The sequence below is a fragment of the Archangium sp. genome, assembly GCF_036277355.1.
Lineage (GTDB): Bacteria > Myxococcota > Myxococcia > Myxococcales > Myxococcaceae > Archangium.
The window spans coordinates 1-16,360 of record NZ_DASUNC010000154.1 but is presented as its reverse complement, the minus strand read 5'-3'; the positions used below and the strand labels follow the sequence as shown (position 1 = coordinate 16,360).

Here is a 16,360-nt window from a genome sequence, read left to right as displayed (position 1 = left end):
AGAGTTGTACCTATGGCCTCTGTGTTTCCGTGGTGACGAACGGAAGGTACTTCCGGGCTGGGCGGGAGGAGGACGGGATGGGGTTGGGCGACAAGGCGGAACGCCGGGACGTGGTGTCCTTCTATGCGCTGACCGCCTTCGCGGCGCTGCTGTACATGGTGCCGCAGGCGTGGATACCCGCGTTGGCGCCGTTGCGGCTGGCGCTGCTGACATCGGGGTTGGCGGCGGGGTTCATGGCGTTGAGGCGGGTGGGGCGCGCGGAGCCGCTCTCCTTCGATGGGATGCGCGGGGTGGCGCTGCTGTGCTTCGCGGGGCTGGCGCTGGCCTCGGTGACGTGGTCGGTGAATCCGGAGGTGAGCCGCTTCACGGCCATCGAGCTGCTGAAGCTGACGGCCATCTACCTGACGCTGGTGAACGTGGTGACCACGCCCAAGCGGCTGGCGGTGGTGTGCGGGGCGGTGGTGGTGGCCTCGATGGTGACGTCCCAGGGCGTCCTCCACACGTACTTCACCGGCACGCCCGAGACGCTGGTGGAGGGCTACCGCGCGCACTGGGTGGAGGTGTACGCGGACCCCAACCGCTCGGCGATGAACCTGGCGCTGGTGGTGCCGCTGGCGGTGGCCTTCCTGGCGCGCAAGGAGAGCGGCTGGCTGTGGCGCGGGGCGTGCGCGCTGGCCATCGCCCTGGCGGTGGTGGCCATCGTCTTCACCTACTCGCGCGGTGGCTTCATCGGCCTGTCGGTGGCCATGGCCCTGTGGGCGATGCGTGAGCAGAAGAAGCTGCGCTCGGTGCTGCTGGGCGTGGCGCTCGCGCTGGGCCTGGTGGTGTTCGCGCCCAAGAGCTACTGGGAGCGCAACCAGACGGTGGCCACCTTCCAGGAGGACGCCTCGGCCATGGGCCGCGTGTACGCGTGGCAGGTGACGTCGCGCATCAGCCTGGACAAGCCGCTGCTGGGCGTGGGCGTGGGCGCCTTCCGCTACGCCTGGCACCTGTACGCGCCTCCCCAGGCCACGCGCGCCTACGTGGCGCACAACGTCTTCCTGGACGTGATTGGAGAGCTGGGCTGGTTGGGCCTGGGGCTCTTCCTGCTGTTCGCCGGAGGCGCGACGGGAGGGGCCTTCGAGGCCTCGCGCAACTCGCGGGTGGGGTGGCTGGCCCGAGGGCTGGCGGCCTCCATGGCGGGCTATCTCATCTGTCAGTTGTTCGCCGGGTACATCCTCTCCGCGCACCTGTACGTGCTGTTCGGCCTGGCGGCCTGCGCGCAGCGCATCGCCCGGGCGGCGGAGGCGGAGGAGCCGTCGAAGGTTCCAGAGGTCAAGGGTCGGCTGGTCGCGAGCTGGGAGGGCTCCAACCATGCGGCGTGAGGAAGCACGGATGGCGGAGGAACCCCTGCGCCTGGTGCAGTTCACCAAGTCGTTCCACATCGGAGGGACGGAAGTCCAGGTGGTGGAGTTGCTGAGGGGCCTGCCGCCCAGCTACCGCGTGCAGCTGGCGGTGCTGCAGGACCAGGGGCCGTTGATGGAGTCGGTGCTGAAGCTCGGCTTCGCGCCGGAGGTGTTCCCCCTGAATGGCTCGCTGGCGCGGCCCAACTCGGCGCTGCAGGTGCTGCGGCTGGCGCGGTGGTTCCACGGCCAGCGGGTGGAGCTGGTGCACGCGCACGACTTCTACTCGACCATGCTGGTGGTGCCCGCGGCGAAGCTGGCGGGGACGAAGGTGATCGTCGGGCGGTTGGACCTGGCGCACTGGCACGGGACGGCGAGGCGGGCGCTGCTGCGCAGCCTCACGCGCATGGCGGACCACGTGGTGGGCAACGCCGAGGCCATCCGCCGCATGCTGGTGGAGGAGGAGGGGCTGCCGCCGGACCGGGTGTCCGTCATCCCCAACGGCCTGGACCTGGCGCGCTTCGATGCGCGGATGCGCGAGGGATTGAAGGCCCCGCTGCCGGACACGCGGGGCGCGCCGGCGGTGGTGCACGTGGCGAACATGAACCACCCGGTGAAGCGGCAGGAGGATCTGCTGCGGGCGCTGGCGATGGTGCGCCTCAAGGGACAGGTGTTGCACGCCTTCCTGGTGGGGGATGGCCCGCGGCGGCCGGAGCTGGAGCGGCTGGCGGGCTCGCTGGGGCTGACGGACACGGTGCACTTCCTGGGACACCGGGCGGACGTGCCGGCCATCCATGCCCGGGCGGACTTCGGGGTGCTGTGCTCCACGGCGGAGGGCATGTCCAACGCGGTGATGGAGGGCATGGCGGCGGGGCTGCCCATGGTGGTGACGCGGGTGGGCGGCAACCCGGAGCTGGTGGCGGACGGGGAGCGGGGCCTGGTGGTGCCGCCCCTGAGGCCCCAGGCCATGAGCGAGGCCTTCGGCACGCTGCTGGCGGACCGGGAGCTGGGCCGCCGCATGGGCGCCGAGGCGCGCGCCTTCGTGGAGCGCGAGCTGTCCCTGGAGCGGCTGGTGCGCCGGCACGACGTGTTATACCGGCGGGTCGCGCGGGGCGGGTGAAATCGTTTTTCCGGCGCCTCGTAGGAGAGGGGGACAACCTTCACCTACGAGGCCTCCGCCGTGAATCTCGCCCTGCTGCTGCTCCTTGCCGCCACGCCCGCCCCTCAGTCCTGGCGGTTCGAGACCGATGGCACGCCGAAGGTGAGCGTCTCCAACGTCAACGGCTCCATCCAGGTGGACGCGGTGAACGGGAAGACCGTCTCGGTCGAGGTGACGCAGAAGGGCGGTGACGCCGAGCGCGCCCAGTACCCCATCGAGGTGAAGCAGGACGGGGACGAGGTGACGGTACGGATGTGCTGCGGCTCCTGCTCGAAGAAGCTCTCCAACTGCAACAACCCGCCGGAGGCGCACTTCGTGGTGAAGGTACCGCGCGACTCCTCGCTGGAGGCGAGCTCGGTGAACGCGCCGGTGAAGGTGTCCGGCGTGACGGGCGAGCAGGAGGTGTCGGTGGTGGCCGGTGACGTGTCGGTGAAGGGCTCGCGCGGCAAGCTCGAGGTGGCCGCGGTGAGCGGCAACGTGGAGCTGGTGCCCGAGGCGCTCGGGGACACCGAGGTGAGCACCGTGTCCGGCAACGTGAAGCTGAAGCTGCCCAGGGGCGCGGGCGCCAACGTGGAGTTCTCCTCGGTGGGCGGCAGCTTCAACGGGCGCGATGTGAGCCTGGGCTCCACCCGCCAGAAGTACGGCAACGGCGAGCACGACGTGGAGGTGAGCACCGTGGGCGGAGCTCTCGACGTGCAATCCGAGCAATAGTTGTTGTAGAAATCACTTCACGCCCCGTGCGTCCACAGGGCGGTGAGAGGCGCTCGCCGGTTGCACTCCAAGGAGCCGGCGAGCGCCTTGTTTTTCGGAGGCCTTCACCGCCTCGGTGGGTGGGCTCCACCTGCTGTGACCGCGCAGCGTAGAGGGGGGAAAAAGGAGCCACTCCGGCTGGGGCTGTGCCGCCACGCCCTCCCTGCCAGCCGCCTGGACCTGGCTGGCACTGGCCTCGTTGCTCGGCGGGCGAGGGCTCAGCTCTCCCCGGAAGCCTGGTGGCCCCGCTCCTGCTCACCGCGGCCGTGCGCCCCCACGTGCCTGATTCCTCCCCGCGGGCTACAGCTCCTCAGGGGGGGTGTCACTCTGGCAATACACACCCGAAAGGACCTGGAGGGAATAGGTTTGTGAGCTGCTGGGCCCGGACAGCAGATAGAAGGTGTGGGGTCCGGGCGCGAGCGACACGCTGAGCGTGTACTTGCGGATGGCGGAGGTCGTGGGCGAGGGCGACTGCACTCCCGTGAGGTTCCCGTCAACGAGCATGGACAAGCTGGTGTAATACAGTGCGGTGGTCGAGTTCAGCTTGACGCTCACGACACTGCCTCGTTGAGAGTAGCAGTGCGACCAGCTATCGGCGATGATCAAGGGCCCCAGCAATTGCGCCGTCTCTTGCTCCGGGCCAGGGGATTTCCAGGACACCAGCAAGAACGTCGAAGCCATCAGGATGATCCGGGCGGTCACCATGTGAGTGATTCCTTTTGAGGCGGGTTCACTCACCAGCCTAGCACGATTTTCATGGAAAACGGCTTTTTGTGGGTGGTGGGTGGCAAGATGGGTGAAGTCCTACGAAATGCCCCGCCGGAGCTACCCCACGCTCGCTGAACTGCTCGCCCCGGGACGGCGCCGCGCCGAAGTAGCGGCAGGCTCGGCTCGACGTCCTGGCCCGTGCCTGGTGTGGAGGCAGGCGCCGGGTGTTGGCGTAGGTGACAGCAGCCGGCGGGGATGCTCGCTCGTCACGGGGGTGCCTACCTTGTCCTGAAGGATCATCGCTGCCTGGCTGCCAGGCAGGGGGTGAGACGTGGGCAAGTGGCTGGGGCTGGCTTTCGTGGCACTGCTGGTGCTTCTCGGGCTGGGGGCGGTGGGCTCGTACAACTCCCTGGTGCGGCTCGAGCAGGCGGTGGACGCGCAGTGGGGCCAGGTGGAGAACGTGTACCAGCGCCGGTTGGATCTGGTGCCCAACCTCGTCGCCACGGTGAAGGGCGCCGCCAGCTTCGAACAGCAGACCTTGACCCAGGTGATCGAAGCGCGGGCGAAGGCCAGCCAGGTGAGCCTCACGGCGAGCAGGGAGCTGCTCGAGGAGCCCGCGGCCTTCCAGCGGTTCCAACAGGCGCAGCAGAACCTCTCGGGCGCGCTGTCGCGGCTGCTGGTGACGGTGGAGCGCTACCCCGAGCTGCGCGCGACGGAGAACTTCCGCGAGCTGCAAGCGCAGCTGGAGGGAACGGAGAACCGCATCGCGGTGGAGCGGATGCGCTTCAACGATGCGGCGCGGGCCTTCAACACCCGGCGCAACAGCTTCCCCACGGTCCTCTTCGCCGGATTCTTCGGCCACCGGTTCGCCGAACGGCCGTACTTCCAGGCGGAGCCAGGGGCGAGCAAAGCCCCCCAGGTGCGGTTCTAGGCCGTGCACACGAAGGCGCGAGGGGCGGGGCTGGCCGCCATCCTCCTGGGCCTCGCGGCGCTCGCGGCCTCGTTCCAGCCGCCTCCGGCACCGGCACGCTGGGTCACCGACACCGTGGGCTTCCTCTCGGAGCCGACGCGGCGCGCCCTGGATGCACGGCTCGAGCGGTACGAGCGGGACACGGGCCGCCAGGTGATTGTCTGGATTGGCGAGAGCACCGGGGACGTCCCGCTCGAGGAGTGGGCCGCACGGACCTTCGAGGCGTGGGGGATTGGCGGCAAGGGGCGGGACGATGGCGCCGCGCTCTTCGTGTTCGCCAAGGATCGCCGGCTCCGGATCGAGGTGGGCTACGGCCTCGAGCCGGTGGTGCCGGATGCCATCGCCTCGCGGCTCATCCAGCAGGAGGCGACTCCCCGGCTTCGGGCGGGGGATCCGGATGGGGCGGTGAGCGCCACCGTCGGGGCCTTGCTGGGGGCGCTCGGCGGAGAGACCTCTCCCCCGCCCGCCGCGCCCCCCGTCCGCCCCTCCCTCCCCGCGCTCGGAACGGGACAGCTCATCCTGTTCGGGGTGCTGGGTCTGCTCCTGCTCGTGTTCCTCGTCACCCACCCGCGCATGGCGCTCTTCCTGCTCTTCCAGATCATGAGCAGTAGTGGCTCGGGAGGTGGACGGCGCGGCGGAGGGGGCGGCGGATTCCGCGGAGGCGGTGGGCGCTCGGGCGGCGGAGGCGCGAGTGGTTCCTGGTGAGAGGAGGCGGAGCACACATGGGGCCGATGACCCGAAGGCAGATCCTCCAGCGGATGGAGCTCCCACGGGTGGAGGAGGCGCTGCGGGCCGCCGAGCGGCGAAGCTCGGGGGAGATCCGCGTCTCGCTCGTGCCCTTCTTCTGGGGAGACGTGAGGCGCGCGGCCGAGCGCGCCTTCCACCGGCTGGGGATGACGGCCACGCGCGAGCGCAATGGGGTGCTCATCTTCGTCGTCCCGGCGCGGCGCCGGTTCGCCATCATCGGGGATGAAGGCATCCACGCCCGGGTGGGACAGGACTTCTGGGAGCACGTGTCACGACTCCTCGCCAGACACTTCCAGGCCGGAGACTTCACCACCGGGCTGGTGGAGGGCATCCGGGAGATTGGCGAGCGGCTCGCCGTGCACTTCCCGTCCGCTGGCCCCCGCGACGAGAACGAGCTGCCCGACGAGGTGGACCTGGGCCAGCCCGTGTAACGCATTCACGTTTCGCTGGCTTGCACTCACGGCAAGGACTCCCCGGGCGGCCGCTGGACGGGCGAGGTGGCGCGCGAGCCCATGGCCGAGGTGGATCGCCACGCCGGGCGGAAAATGTTGATTTCAGTGCAATCAAGGAATATAGGAGATGGCCGCGAAACACACATTCCGTGTGAAACTTGATGGGAGTCACCATGAGCATTCGTTCCAACTCGACCACCTGGGGACAGGCGCTGGCGGCGGCCGCTGCGCTGGGACTGCTGGGGCCTGCCACTGCCTCCGCGATGACGCTGCCCGGCCTCAACATGGACGGCTATTGCAAGCAGACCTACGGCTCCTCCGCGTATGCGACGCTGACGCAGAACAACGCTTTTGGTTGGACCTGCCGCCTCAACGGCTCTGACTACTCCATGAACCTCAACGCCGCGTGCCAGCAGCAGCACACGGGCGGGTACTCGGCGGACTATCTCAACTATTCCGACCCCTACTCCTGGTACTGCACGCTGCGCACGACGTACAGCAGCATGAACGGCAGCAGCCTCACCCAGTACGTGTGGAGGGGAACGAAGATCGCGCTGATGACGACGGATCGTGCCTGTTCCACGCCCTCGCTGATGAAGATCGTCGACGGGGTGGACCTCGGGTACACCTTCTACCGGAACGCCACCAACCGGGATCCCCAGACCTGGACTCCCACCGTCTACCAGGGGCGGAACGTCATGGCCGGGCTGCCCTCGGGCACCCTGAGCGCCTGCGGTACCAACTTCAGCGCCTGCGGTTATATCGGCTTCACCGGTGTCGAGTTCCGCGACACCACCTTCAACACCCTCTGCAACGCCGCCAACGGCGATCAGTACGATCAGACGCCGTACTACGAGCTGGGCCGCAACTTCTGGTTCTACGGCGACAAGCTCGAGTACAAGGGGACGGATGACACGGGCTCCATCACGACCGGGTACGCGGTGGCGATGCGCTTCCTGGCCATGGACTACGCGGGAGTGAGCGCGAAGGGGGCCCCGTTCGGCTCGACGTCCTTCTCCACCATGCGCTCGGCCATCACGGGGCTGGTGGACACCTACCGCACCAACTCGTCCCTCACCTGGAGCAACACGCTCAAGCTCGGCACGGCGCCGTCCAATTCCTATGGCCTGAAGGGCACGGACTTCTTCGCTTCCTTCGTGCTGCGCCTGCACCGCGTGCATGGCTCCAACTTCATCAACCAGCTCTGGCAGAAGGCGGCCCTCCGGGGGAACGCCGCCACCACCCAGGATGCGGTGGACAACTTCGTCATCGCCGCCAGCCAGGCCGCCAACGCCAACCTGTACAATCTCTTCAGCACCACCTGGAAGTGGCCGGTGAGCAGCACCGCGCAGAGCTACCTCCAGAGCACGCTCGGCAGCCCGGTGAGCACCACGCCGTACCTCTGACGGTTCCGGGGCTCTTCTCCTCCGCGCTCCTGGCCTCCCGAGGCCGGAGCGCGGAGTCGTTTGGGCCCGTCATCCGCATCCGCGAGGAGGAGCGGAAGCGCATCTTCGGGCGCTTCGAGCGCGCGGTGCCGGCCCGGCACTTCGGAGGCGTGGGCCTGAGGACTGTGCGTGAAGATCAGGAGCGGTATAACCGGAAAGGTGTGCTATACCGGGAATACTGGAGGAGGCGATGAACGAGATGCGAGGGCAGTCCTGGAAGAGGAAGGGGCGGCAGGCCCTGGCCGTGCTGGCACTCACCCTGGGGGCCTGCGGGCCGGCGCAGCCGCTCGATGAGGGCGAGGCGCAGTGGCCGGCGGAGGTGACGGGCCATGAGGTGACGGGCCATGAGGTGACGCCCACGGGCCCCTTCTTCAATGACGCACCGCTGGAGCCCCCCTCCCGCCCGGGTGGAGTGCGTGCGCTGGCCACCTGTGATCCCAACGCGCTCTCCCTCACGTGGCCCCTGCGCAACTCCGGCGGGACGTCCTGGGTGGTGAACAACTGGGTGGATGACAACCAGACCGCCGGCACCATCCAGGACTTCATGGGGAACACGGGCGGTCTGGCCGCCACCTACGACAACCACGGCGGCATCGACATCGACACCGCGTCCTTCGCCGAGACGGACAACGACTCGGCCCTGGTGTACTCGGCCTCCCCCGGCGTGGTGGAGAGCGTCGTGGACAGCCGGTACGACCGCAACGACGCGTGCCTCGACGGCGGCTGGAACGCCGTCACCGTGCGGCACGCCAACGGCTTCCTGCTCATGTACGGCCACATCAAGCGCGGCTCGGCGCGCGTCAAGGTGGGGGACACGGTGCAGACGGGCACCCTGCTGGCCACCGTGGCCAGCTCGGGCTGCTCGACGAACCAGCACCTGCACTTCGAGGTGCGCGACTGCAACAACCGCATCGTCGACACGATGCGCAGGACCTCCAACACCTGGGTCCAGGGCGTGCCCGATGATCCCTGGACCAACGCCCCCGCCTACTACGGGCCGCCCGGCGTGCTCGCCATCCGCCTCGCCCAGGACAGCTACCCCGACTGGTGGCGGATCAACGAGCCCCGCTACGACGTCGGCGTCTTCAAGCCCGGCAGCCCCTTCTACGTGGGCATCGGGCTGTCGGCGCTCGGCTCCAACATCAACGGCCCGGGCGTGACGGCACCGCCCCGCGGCGCCGATACGCTCAGCTTCGTCATCAAACGGCCGGATGGCACCGTCTTCGCCGGCCCGGTGACGTGGAGCCCCGGCTCCGGCAGCCGCTACAGCCACAAGTACACGTCCTGGGGGAGCTGGACGCTGCCGGACCTCCCCGGCCGCTGGCGCGTGGAGGCGAGTGTCAACGGCGTGCTGTACCGCGTGCGCTACTTCACCGTCGCCGACGCGGAGCAGCACACCTCCCGGCTGGGGGACCAGGTGCTCATCAGCCGGCTCCCCGAGGCCTCCGTCCAGAACGTCCTCGGCGAGATGTCCACGCTCGGCCGCCGGCCGGTGCGCCTGGACGCGTACGACGTCAACGGCTCCGTCTATTTCAACCTGCTCTTCAAGTCCGCGGATGGCGTGAAGTGGTCGGCGAAGACGGGCCTGGATGGCAGCCAGTACCAGAGCGAGTTCGATCTCCAGGTGGGCACCTACCAGCGCCGGCCGGTGTCGCTGGACAGCTACGTGAGCGGCGGCGTCCTGCGCTACGCCTCGCTCTTCACCGACGAGCCGGGCCCGGCCTGGTTCGCGGAGCACCAGCGGACGGACGCCCAGCAGGCGGCGACCCAGAGCGGCCTGGCCACGGGGTGGAGGCCGGTCATCGTGTCGGGCGCCACCGTGAACGGGACGCGCTACTACGCCTCGGTCTACCAGTACGAGCCGGGCGTCGCGTGGGCCGCGGACAACCACCTCACCCAGAGCGAGTACCAGACGATGTTCAATGCCCAGATGGCGCTGGGCCGCGCCCCCGTCTACCTGGACGGCTATGTCGACGGAGGCGTGGCGCGGCTGTCCGCCATCTTCGCGCCCATCCCCACCGCCCTGGTGGCCCGCCACAACCTGACGGCCCCGTGGCTGCGGCTCGACATGCGCCAGTACGACGACGACGGCTTCGCCGCCACCGTCCTCACCGGGTACTCGAACGGCGGCACCCCGACCTTCGCCGCCGTGTGGCAGCGGCCCTCCCTGTCCTTCAGCGCCTCGGGAGCCGTCCCGGACCGGATGTGCCTGTCCGTGAACGAGCCGGGCGATGCCGTGTGGAGCAACAACTACCTGTGCGGGGACAGCTCCGTGGACTACCCGCTGCGCTGGTTCACCTCCGGCGTGAGCGGCCTGGACCTCACGCAGCAGACCTGCACCCTCATCCGCGAGCCGAGCGATCCGGACGGCTGGGACAACAACTACCTGTGCCGGACGAACCGCAGCAACCTGCGGCTGAGCTGGACGAGCGTGGGCGCACCGCCCGGCAATGGTGAGCAGTGCGTGAGGTGGTACGAAGGCTCGGACGTGGCGGAGGGCTGGGACGACAACTATCTGTGCTACGGCACCGTCCCCAGCAACGACCCGTGCGCCAACGCCATCGAGCTCCCGGTGCAGCCGGGGACGCTGTCGCTGACGGGCTCCACGGAGCGCGCCTCCCAGGATGGGCTCCCCTCGTGCTCGGCCGCCAGCGACGTGTTCTACAAGTTCACCCTCACTTCCTCGAGGACGGTGACGCTCGACACCTTCGGCTCCGGCTACGACACGTACGTGGGAATCACCCAGAGCTGCGGCCAGGCGCCCCTGGCGTGCAACGATGACAGCGACGGCACGCGCCAGTCCAAGCTCACCCAGACGCTCGCGCCCGGTACCTACTACGTGACGGTGGGTGGGTACTCGACCTTCACCGGCGACTACACCCTCAACTTCACCCGTTAGTCCCACGGGAGGGCGGGCCGCCACTCGCGGGCGGTGGCCTGCCCCTCCCGGTTGGCGCCCGAGACGGCGAGGGGGGAGACGCTCAGGCCAGAGCACCTCTCCCCTGATTGAGCCGGCCTGCCGCCATCCTCTCAGGGCGTGGAGGGCTGGGGCTGAGCCGTGCCCGGGTGGTGGAACAGCTTCTTGAGGCCCTTGCCCATCCGCTTGAAGTCGATCACCGCGCCCAGGCCGAGCGTGGGGCCGCAGCCGACCGCGCACCCCACGTCCGCATCGAGCTCGAAGCGCCCGCTCTGCATGCCCGCGCCGAACTTGAACTCCGTGCCCACCCCCGTCATCACGCCCGCGCCGCCCGTCACCGTCACCGGGCCCATCGCCACCTGTCCCTGTGCCTTGGCCTCGGCCCCCGCCTTGGCCTCGTAGCCGGCCTTCACCAGGGCCGTGCCGTGCTTCGGATCGAACGCCGCCGTGCCCGTCGCCCCGGCCCAGACGCCCGCCTTGCCCTCGGCCTTGCCCGCCGCGTGGCCATGCCGGCCGAGCTGCTGGTGCAGCTCCAGCTCCGCCGCCGCTCCCGTCAGCACCTCGCCATTGGCGTGCAGCACCGCCTGCTTGTTCTTCCGGTGCAACAGGGCACCCGCCTCGGCCTCGGCCTTGGTGCCCACGGTGAGGGTGCCCTCCACACGGCCCTCGCCGAGCTTGTTCTTCCACTGCTTCTTGCCCTCCGCGGACAGCAGGTGGGCTTCCAGTTCCGCCTTGCCGTGGGCCTGGTGGTGGCCGGGCTCGCTGTGCACGTACGCCGAGGCCTCCGCCTTCCCATGCGGTCCGGCCTTCACCTCGAGCGCCGTGCCGCCGCCGAAGACCTGGGGCTTGCCGAACTCCCGCTCGAGCTTCTGCTCGAACTTCGTCGTCCCCGGGGCGCCCGTGGGCCTGGCCGGGAACGTGTAGTTGGCTCCCACGCCGCCGAAGGTCAGGTCCGTCGAGCCCAAGGACACCTTGCCTGCCTCGGAGTGCGTGAAGGCATCCAGGGGCTGCGTCAGCGTGTGGGCGGAGGGCGGCTTCGCGGGGGGGGCGGCGGGCGGCGGCGGGGGGGTGCCCTGGGCCGGCGGGGCCGGCGGAGTGCGGGAGAAGTACTGGGCGTTGGTGCGCTGCAGCGGAGGCGGGGGGGTGCCCTGGGCCGGCGGGGTCGACGGAGTGCGGGAGAAGTACTGGGCGTTGGTGCGCTGCAGTGGGGCGGACGTCTTCATGGTGGGCCTCCTGGGGTTGCCGAGGCCCTGGTGCAGTCACCGTGCCAGCCCGGGTCTGGCGCTTCTTCCCTCTGGAGGCGGCGGGCCCGTGGGCCGTCCACCGTGCTTCCAGGTGGTGACTGCTGTCTCCATGTGGTGACTGCTGTCACCAGGTTGTATTCGTTGTCACATCCATGCAGCCCCGTCCCCGGCGCGTCCGGGTCACCCTCACCAGCGACAGGAGGGCCAGCGCGAGCCCGCCGGGGGAGGTGGTCCCGTGTGCCGCGCACCCGCCCGGCCCGGCCGCCCGGCAGAGCTCGAAGCGGGCCTGGCCGAAGTCCTCCTCCTGGCACGAGAAGCCCGCGGGACACGAGGTGGCATCTTCCGGGGAGCAGTGGCGCGTGCACGTGCCTTCGGGGGCCTGCTCGCGGCGTGCGCACCAGCCCGAGGCGCACTGCGCGTCGTGCCCGCACCGGGCCCCGAGTGCCCCGGGCGAGGGCGCGGCGTGGACGCACCACCCCTGCGCCTCGCAGACCAGCCCGCCGGGGCAATCCCCGTCCGCGGCGCACCGCCGGGAGCAGAACGAGAGGGCCGGCTCATCCGGCGCCGGACGGCACGGGCCCTCGAGGCAGACGGTTCCGGGGAAGCAGCGCTCACCCGTGGTGGCGCCGTCGACTCCTCGCACGAAGGGCTCCAGGAAGTCCGGTGCGTACGCGTCGATGCGCATGAACACCGCCCAGTCGGAGCACGTCGGCTCCCCGGTGGAGGTGATGCCGACGAGCACCTCGCCTCCCTCCACGCCGCTCAGGGCCGCGCCCCCGGAGTCTCCCTGACACACCTGGGCCGGGGCCGGCTCCGTCCGGAAGCGGGTGTCGCCGGCGTGGACGACGCGCGCGCTCCCCTCGCGCCGCAGGGGGTCTCCCTCTCCGAAGTGGGTATGGCCATAGCCGACGACGGTGACGCTTGCCCCCTGCTCGCCAGCTCCGGGCGGCAATGGCCCCAGCGGTACGGGCCGCGCGGTGGCCACCGGCTGGCCGAGCAGCAGCACCGCTACGTCATTCTGGCTCGTGAGTGGATTCCACGCGGGGTGGGCCACCTGCTCGATGGCCACCAGGTATTCCCTCCAGTCCGAGGGATCGGGCCCCACGATGACGTGCAACGGCTCGTTGCGCAGACAGTGCGCGGCGGTCACCACGACCCGGGGGGCGATGAGTGTCCCGCTGCAGGTGACCCCGGCGTGGGGACTGAGGAGCGCGACGATGGCGTCGCGCCGGGTGTCGAGCGTTCCGTTCCGGATGAGGGCCCGGCGCTCGGGCGAGGCCTCCGCGGGGAGCCACCCCAGCAGCAGGATGCCAAGGAGGACTCGTGCCAGGGTGCGCATCATGCTCCTTGCTCGGCACCGGGGATGGCCGGGCCATCCGCTCACTCAGAAGCCGAAGCCCGCGTCCCAGCCCGTACCCGTGCCCGCGTCCCAGTCGGTGCTCGCGTCCCAGTCGGTGCTCGTGCCCGCGTCCCAGTCCGTGCCCGTGCCCGCGTCCCAGTCGGTGCCCGCGTCCCAGTCCGTGCTCGCGTCCCAGTCCGTGCTCGCGTCCCAGTCCGTGCTCGCGTCCCAGTCCGTGCTCGCGTCCCAGTCCGTGCCCGCGTCCCAGTCCGTGCTCGCGTCCCAGTCGGTGCCCGTGCCCGCGTCCCCGTCGGTGCCCGTGCCCGCGTCCCCGTCGGTGCCCGCGTCAGAGCACGAGCCGCAGAGGCAGCCGCAACCCGCATCCGTGTCTGTCCCCGCGTCGGTGCCCGCATCCGTCCTCATGATGTTGGGGCAATCGAAGATGCCGTCATAGGTCTGGGGGCCGGTGTCGCCACTCACATGCTCGAGGTTCTGCTCCACCTCGACGCCCCAGTGTGAGTCGGCGAGCTCATGCGCGGTGTACGTCACCGCGCCGCCAATGATCAGCCGGATGATCCACACCGCCCACCCGGCGTTGAGCCTGGAGCTGTACTTGTACTCGAGCAGTCCTTTCATCACGGCCCCGATGTGCAGGCCACGGGGCTGGCCATCGGCGTCCTTGGTGCCGTCGTACCTGACGTCCGCTCCGATGTTCGCGTGGAAGTACCAGTTCTCGTGCGGCCACTGGAAGTCGCAGTAGAGCGGGTTCGCGCCGGTCGAGCACGTCCCCTCGCCGTTCAGGTCCGGGCACTGGACGCCCTTCCAGCTCGATTTCCCCGAGGCCGAGTGCTGGGTCCGGACGCACTTCTCGGTCGTGGCGTCCACGTTCGCCCAGCCGCAGGCCATGCTGGCGTTGATCTCCAGCGTGTAGTCGACCTTGATGCTGTGGTCGTCCGTCACCGAGTAGCAGTTGTAGATGACCTGTCCCGTGATGGGCGGGATGTTGATCGCCGGGGCCACGCACTGGTTGGCCGCGTCGAGGGCGGAGAGGCTCATGCCCTCGATGTGTTTGTCGATGGAGATGGAGGCGGGCGACAGCTCCGCACGCACGCCGTCCAGTCCGAGCACGGCGTCATGCACCAGCCACTGCTCCTGATTCGCGTAACGGTAGAGGACCGCCTGGTAGTCCACCGCCTTGCCCTCGAGCGTCGCCTTGACGTGGACGACCGCGGCGAGCGGGCGCTTCTCGGGGGCCATCGCGGCGAGCTTGTCCACGGGCGGAGGCCAGTCGGGGCGCTCGGGCTCCCAGTCCATGACCTTCTGGCCCTCCCTCTCCACCAGCTTGCCAGGAATGGGGCGGAAGCGCAGCGCCCGGGCCAGCTCGTCCTCGCCGAGCCGGCGCAAATCCAGCAGCCCGGTCTCCGGCGTCACCTCGTGGATCTCCACCCGCTCGTGCTGCTCGTCGAAGTCGCGGTACGTGGCCCGGAGGGCCGACATCCAGTCTCCGGGCTCGAGCGGGGCCTCGGGCCCTCCACATGACACCGTGAGCAGCAGGGCCGCCCAGCTCAGCTTCTTCATCATCCTCGTCATGCGGGCCACCCCTTCTCGTGAAGCTGCCTTCAGGCCTGTACGCCCACCCAACGACACGGGGCGACTGTTCCATATTGGACGGATTATTATGCAATGTCAAGTTTTAGAGGTAATGCGTGCTTTTCGTGGAAACCTGTTTCATGCACAGGGCGCCTTCACGGCCACTCACTTCCGTCCGCCGTGTCTTCTTCTCCTTGCTGTTCTCCGCGGCTCCTGGGCTCGGTCCCGGGACCCGGGTCTGGCGCTTCTTCCCTCTGGAGGCGGCGGGCCCGTGGGCCGTCCACCGTGCTTCCAGGTGGTGACTGCTGTCTCCATGGGGTGACTGCTGTCACCAGGTTGTATTCGTTGACACATCCGCGAGCTCGCCCTGGCCGAGCGGCGCGCCTGGCCAAAAAAGAAGCGACGCCGGGTGAAGTCAGGGGAGACTGCCGCGGAATGATCGACTACGACCCGCTCTCAGCCCAGCAGCTCGAGAATCCCTACGCTGTCTACGCCGCCGCCCGCGCCCATCAGCCGGTGTTCTTCAGCGCGCGCACAGGCATGTGGATCGTCACCCGCTACGAGGACATCAGCACCGTGCTCAAGGATCCGGTGCGTTTCTCCTCCGTCAGCTCCATCCAGGTGGCCAAGGAGTTCGCTCCCGAGGTGCTGGCGGTCCTCGCGGAGGGGGTGCCCCCCGCGGCCGGTCTGGTGGATAGCGATCCGCCCGCGCACACCCGGCTGCGCGGCCTTGTCAGCCGAGCCTTCACTCCGCGCCGCATGGCCAGCATGGAGCCGCGCATCCGCCAGATTGCCCATGAGCTCGTCGACGCCTTCATCCAGCAGGGCCAGGCGGACCTGGTCTGGCGGTTGGCCTACCCACTGCCCGCATGGGTGATCGCGGACATCCTGGGCCTGCCGCGTCAGGACATGGAGGATTGCAAGCGCTGGGGCGACGAGATGATGGCGCTGTTCGGAGGCGCCCACCTGCCAGTGGAGCAGCAGGCGGCCCTCGCCCGCGGCCAGGTGCGGCTGACGCGCTACCTGCTGGCGCACGTGGAGGAACGCCAGGCGCAGCCTCGGGAAGACCTGCTGTCGGCGCTCGTCCACGCCCGGCTCGAGGACGGTTCGGCACTCAGCCCCTCGGAGCTGGTCAGCGTGATCATCCAGCTGCTCAACGCCGGCCACGAGACGACCACCAACCTCATCACCGCCGCGCTCGTGCTGTTGCTCGAGCACCCGGAGCAGCTGCGTGCCGTACGTGAGGACGGGAGCCTGCTGCAGCCCTTCGTGGAGGAGACACTGCGGCTGGAGTCCCCCGTGCAGGGCCTCTTCCGTATCACCACCGAGCAGGTGGAACTGGGCGGGGTAACGCTGCCGCGGGGGGCACGGCTGCAGGTGCTCTACGCCTCGGGCAGCCGGGACGAGGCCGTCTTCCCCCGGCCCGAACGCCTCGAGCTGAACCGCCCCAACGCCGAGTCGCACCTGGCCTTTGGCCGGGGCATCCACTTCTGCCTGGGGGCGGCGCTGGCCCGCCTTACTACAGTTGGACTTCCAAAACAGATTGAGAACCGTCGCGCTGGCCGGGGGCAATAGAGGAACCGCACCTTGAGGCAGGCAGACCTCGTCATTCATAGGAGTAACGGCGTCGCCCCTGGCTCGCAACTTCTCAGGTCAA

At 69.4% G+C, this 16,360-nt stretch carries 14 protein-coding genes; 10 read left to right on the top strand and 4 right to left on the bottom strand.

The window, feature by feature from the left end; all coding sequences use genetic code 11:
- The first annotated feature begins 77 nt into the window (after positions 1-77).
- The 3 genes from VFZ09_RS38285 to VFZ09_RS38275 are packed head-to-tail and all read left to right on the top strand — an operon-like array spanning position 78 to position 3,252.
- The gene (locus tag VFZ09_RS38285; RefSeq protein WP_329732726.1) at positions 78-1,364 is read left to right on the top strand and encodes an O-antigen ligase family protein; all 1,287 of its coding nucleotides are present in this window, start codon (positions 78-80) and stop codon (positions 1,362-1,364) included.
- Positions 1,354-2,502, top strand: coding sequence for a glycosyltransferase (locus tag VFZ09_RS38280; protein WP_329732725.1), 1,149 nt, complete (start codon positions 1,354-1,356; stop codon positions 2,500-2,502). Before VFZ09_RS38285 ends, VFZ09_RS38280 begins: the two co-directional genes overlap by 11 nt.
- Before the next feature lie 60 nt (positions 2,503-2,562).
- On the top strand, positions 2,563-3,252 hold the full coding sequence (locus VFZ09_RS38275) for a DUF4097 family beta strand repeat-containing protein (RefSeq protein ID WP_329732724.1): 690 nt from the start codon (positions 2,563-2,565) through the stop codon (positions 3,250-3,252).
- Between the two features lie 339 nt (positions 3,253-3,591).
- Here VFZ09_RS38275 and VFZ09_RS38270 read toward each other — a convergent pair whose 3' ends face one another.
- Complete coding sequence (locus tag VFZ09_RS38270; RefSeq protein ID WP_329732723.1) at positions 3,592-3,996, bottom strand: hypothetical protein; 405 nt, start codon at positions 3,994-3,996, stop codon at positions 3,592-3,594.
- Positions 3,997-4,330: 334 nt separating this feature from the next.
- Here VFZ09_RS38270 and VFZ09_RS38265 point away from each other — a divergent pair, with 334 nt between their 5' ends.
- The 5 genes from VFZ09_RS38265 (at position 4,331) to VFZ09_RS38245 (ending at position 10,512) form a co-directional block, all read left to right on the top strand.
- The gene (locus VFZ09_RS38265) at positions 4,331-4,930 is read left to right on the top strand and encodes a LemA family protein (protein ID WP_329732722.1); all 600 of its coding nucleotides are present in this window, start codon (positions 4,331-4,333) and stop codon (positions 4,928-4,930) included.
- A gap of 3 nt (positions 4,931-4,933) precedes the next feature.
- Complete coding sequence (locus VFZ09_RS38260) at positions 4,934-5,674, top strand: TPM domain-containing protein (protein ID WP_329732721.1); 741 nt, start codon at positions 4,934-4,936, stop codon at positions 5,672-5,674.
- Positions 5,675-5,691: 17 nt separating this feature from the next.
- On the top strand, positions 5,692-6,147 hold the full coding sequence (locus VFZ09_RS38255; protein WP_329732720.1) for a TPM domain-containing protein: 456 nt from the start codon (positions 5,692-5,694) through the stop codon (positions 6,145-6,147).
- Between the two features lie 194 nt (positions 6,148-6,341).
- Positions 6,342-7,574: a calcium-binding protein gene (locus VFZ09_RS38250; RefSeq protein WP_329732719.1), complete on the top strand. Its 1,233-nt coding sequence runs from the start codon at positions 6,342-6,344 to the stop codon at positions 7,572-7,574.
- A 229-nt stretch (positions 7,575-7,803) separates the two neighbouring features.
- Positions 7,804-10,512 (top strand): peptidoglycan DD-metalloendopeptidase family protein, encoded by a 2,709-nt coding sequence (locus VFZ09_RS38245; protein WP_329732718.1) that lies wholly within the window; start codon positions 7,804-7,806, stop codon positions 10,510-10,512.
- A gap of 131 nt (positions 10,513-10,643) precedes the next feature.
- Here the strand turns inward: VFZ09_RS38245 and VFZ09_RS51790 are convergent, their stop codons facing one another.
- Positions 10,644-11,300, bottom strand: a complete 657-nt coding sequence (locus tag VFZ09_RS51790) for a hypothetical protein (RefSeq protein WP_414640789.1) — start codon at positions 11,298-11,300, stop codon at positions 10,644-10,646.
- Between the two features lie 220 nt (positions 11,301-11,520).
- On the opposite strand from VFZ09_RS51790, the gene VFZ09_RS51785 reads away from it, so the two are divergent.
- The gene (locus VFZ09_RS51785; RefSeq protein WP_414640788.1) at positions 11,521-11,892 is read left to right on the top strand and encodes a hypothetical protein; all 372 of its coding nucleotides are present in this window, start codon (positions 11,521-11,523) and stop codon (positions 11,890-11,892) included.
- A gap of 6 nt (positions 11,893-11,898) precedes the next feature.
- Here VFZ09_RS51785 and VFZ09_RS38235 read toward each other — a convergent pair whose 3' ends face one another.
- The gene (locus tag VFZ09_RS38235; protein WP_329732716.1) at positions 11,899-13,116 is read right to left on the bottom strand and encodes a S1 family peptidase; all 1,218 of its coding nucleotides are present in this window, start codon (positions 13,114-13,116) and stop codon (positions 11,899-11,901) included.
- A 42-nt stretch (positions 13,117-13,158) separates the two neighbouring features.
- Positions 13,159-14,703 carry a hypothetical protein gene (locus VFZ09_RS38230; protein WP_329732715.1) on the bottom strand — a complete coding sequence of 515 codons (1,545 nt, stop codon included), beginning with the start codon at positions 14,701-14,703 and terminating at the stop codon, positions 13,159-13,161.
- A gap of 435 nt (positions 14,704-15,138) precedes the next feature.
- On the opposite strand from VFZ09_RS38230, the gene VFZ09_RS38225 reads away from it, so the two are divergent.
- Positions 15,139-16,278 carry a cytochrome P450 gene (locus VFZ09_RS38225; RefSeq protein WP_329732714.1) on the top strand — a complete coding sequence of 380 codons (1,140 nt, stop codon included), beginning with the start codon at positions 15,139-15,141 and terminating at the stop codon, positions 16,276-16,278.
- The last annotated feature ends 82 nt before the right edge of the window (positions 16,279-16,360 follow it).